At 73.6% G+C, this 2,258-nt stretch carries 2 protein-coding genes; both read right to left on the reverse strand.

Going from position 1 to position 2,258, the window contains the following annotated elements; translation table 11 throughout:
- A partial coding sequence (locus H5J30_RS28270; RefSeq protein ID WP_181790124.1) for a magnesium chelatase ATPase subunit I occupies positions 1-628 on the reverse strand: 628 nt, incomplete at its 3' end.
- Between the two features lie 115 nt (positions 629-743).
- The coding region (locus tag H5J30_RS28275; protein WP_181790125.1) for a cobaltochelatase subunit CobN at positions 744-2,258 on the reverse strand (1,515 nt) is incomplete at its 5' end.

The raw sequence follows: 2,258 nt of genomic DNA on the forward strand, positions 1-2,258 counted from the left end.
CGCGGGACGCGGCGACCTCCACCGTCAGCCCGAACCGGTCGAGCAACTGCGGGCGCAGCTCGCCCTCCTCCGGGTTCATGGTGCCCACCAGCAGGAAGCGCGCCGCGTGCCGCACGGAGACGCCCTCGCGCTCCACATGGTTGGCGCCCATCGCCGCCGCGTCCAGCAGCAGGTCGACGAGGTGGTCGTGGAGCAGGTTGACCTCGTCCACGTACAGCACGCCGCGGTGCGCCCGGGCCAGCAGCCCCGGCTCGAACGTCTTCCTGCCCTCGGCCAGCGCCCGTTCGATGTCCAGCGCCCCCGCGAGCCGGTCCTCCGACGCACCCACGGGCAGCTCCACCATCCGCGCCGCGCGCGCACCGTCCGTGCGCGCCGCCTCGTGCGGCCCGTCCGGGCAGCCGGAGTCGGGCGCGGCCGGGTCGCAGGAGAAGCGGCAGCCGGGTACGACGGCGAGGTCGGGGAGCAGCGCGGCGAGGGCTCGTACGGCGGTCGATTTCGCCGTCCCCTTCTCGCCCCGCACGAGCACCCCTCCGACCGCCGGGGACACCGCGTTGAGCAGCAGCGCGAGCCGGAGGTCGGCCATGCCGACGACGGCGGTGAACGGATAGTGCGGCGCACCGGTGTTCATGCGCGGACCCCTCCAACGGGTGATATGACGGTCAACTGCTGTGATACAGGGCCGAAACCTGCCAACGTGTACGTGCCGGGCGTGGAGCGGACTTGCACGGTCCGCGTCCTGTGGGTCATTCCTCCCCCTCCAGATCGCCCTCAAGTTCGAGGTAGATCTCGCGGAGCCGGGCCAGGGTCCGCTGGTCCGGCTCCGCCCACAGGCCCCGCTCGGCCGCCTCCAGCAGCCGTTCGCCGATCCCGCGCAGCGCCCACGGGTTGGCGCGCCGCATGAACTCCTGGTTCTCGGCGTCGAAGACGTACTCGGCGGCGAGCTTCTCGTACATCCAGTCGTCCACCACGCCCGCGGTCGCGTCGTAGCCGAAGAGGTAGTCGACGGTGGCGGCCATCTCGAACGCGCCCTTGTAGCCGTGCCGCCGCATCGCCGCCGTCCAGCGCGGGTTCACCACCCGGGCGCGGAACACCCGGTGCGTCTCCTCGCCGAGCGTGCGCGTCCTCACCTGCTCGGGCACCGCGCTGTCGCCGATGTACGCCGCCGGCGAACCGCCCGTCAGGTGGCGGACCATCGCCACCATGCCGCCGTGGTACTGGAAGTAGTCGTCGGCGTCGGCGATGTCGTGCTCGCGCGTGTCGACGTTCTTCGCCGCCACCTGGATCCGCCGGAACGCCGCCTCCATGTCGCCCCGCGCCGCCCGGCCGTCGAGCCCGCGGCCATAGGCGTAGCCGCCCCAGACCGCGTAGACCTCCGCGAGGTCCGCGTCCGAGCGCCAGTTGCGGGCGTCGATCAGCGGCAGCAGACCCGCGCCGTACGCGCCGGGCTTGGAGCCGAAGATGCGGGCGGTGGCGCGGCGGCGGTCGCCGTGGACGGCGGTGTCCTCGTCCGCGTGCGCCCGTACGAAGTTGGCCTCCGGCGGCTCTGCCAGCTCCGCGACCGCGCGCACCGCGTCGTCCAGCAGACCGACGACGTGCGGGAAGGCGTCGCGGAAGAAGCCGGAGATGCGTACCGTCACGTCGATGCGCGGCCTGCCCAGCTCCGCGTGCGGCACCACCTCGAAACCCGTCACCCGCCGCGAGGCGTCGTCCCACACCGGCCGGCAGCCCAGCAGCGCCAGGATCTCCGCGATGTCGTCGCCCTGGGTGCGCATGCAGGACGTGCCCCAGACCGTCAGCCCCACGGACTTCGGGTACGCGCCGTGGTCGGCGAGGTGGCGGGCGAGGAGGGAGTCGGCGAGGGCGCTGCCGACGTCCCAGGAGAGCCGGGAGGGAATGGCCTTGGGGTCGACGGAGTAGAAGTTGCGGCCCGTCGGCAGCACGTTGACCAGGCCGCGGGTGGGGGAGCCGGACGGCCCCGCCGGGACGTAGCCGCCGTCGAGCGCGTGCAGGACGTTGCCGATCTCGTCGCTCGTACGGCGCAGCCGCGGGACGAGTTCGGTGGCCGCGAACTCCAGCACCCGCACGGCGTCGGGGCACTCGGCCCCCAGCACCTCCGCCACGGCGGGACCGGCGGCCCCGGCCGACCAGTCCCTCGCCTCCATGAACTCCGCGAGGCCGCGCGCCTGGGACTCCAGCACGTCGATGGCGTCGGAAGCGGTACGCAGGGCCGGCGGCCGCCGCTCCGCGGCAGTGGCGGT

The organism is Streptomyces phytophilus, from assembly GCF_013870535.1.
GTDB classification, from domain to species: domain Bacteria; phylum Actinomycetota; class Actinomycetes; order Streptomycetales; family Streptomycetaceae; genus Streptomyces; species Streptomyces phytophilus.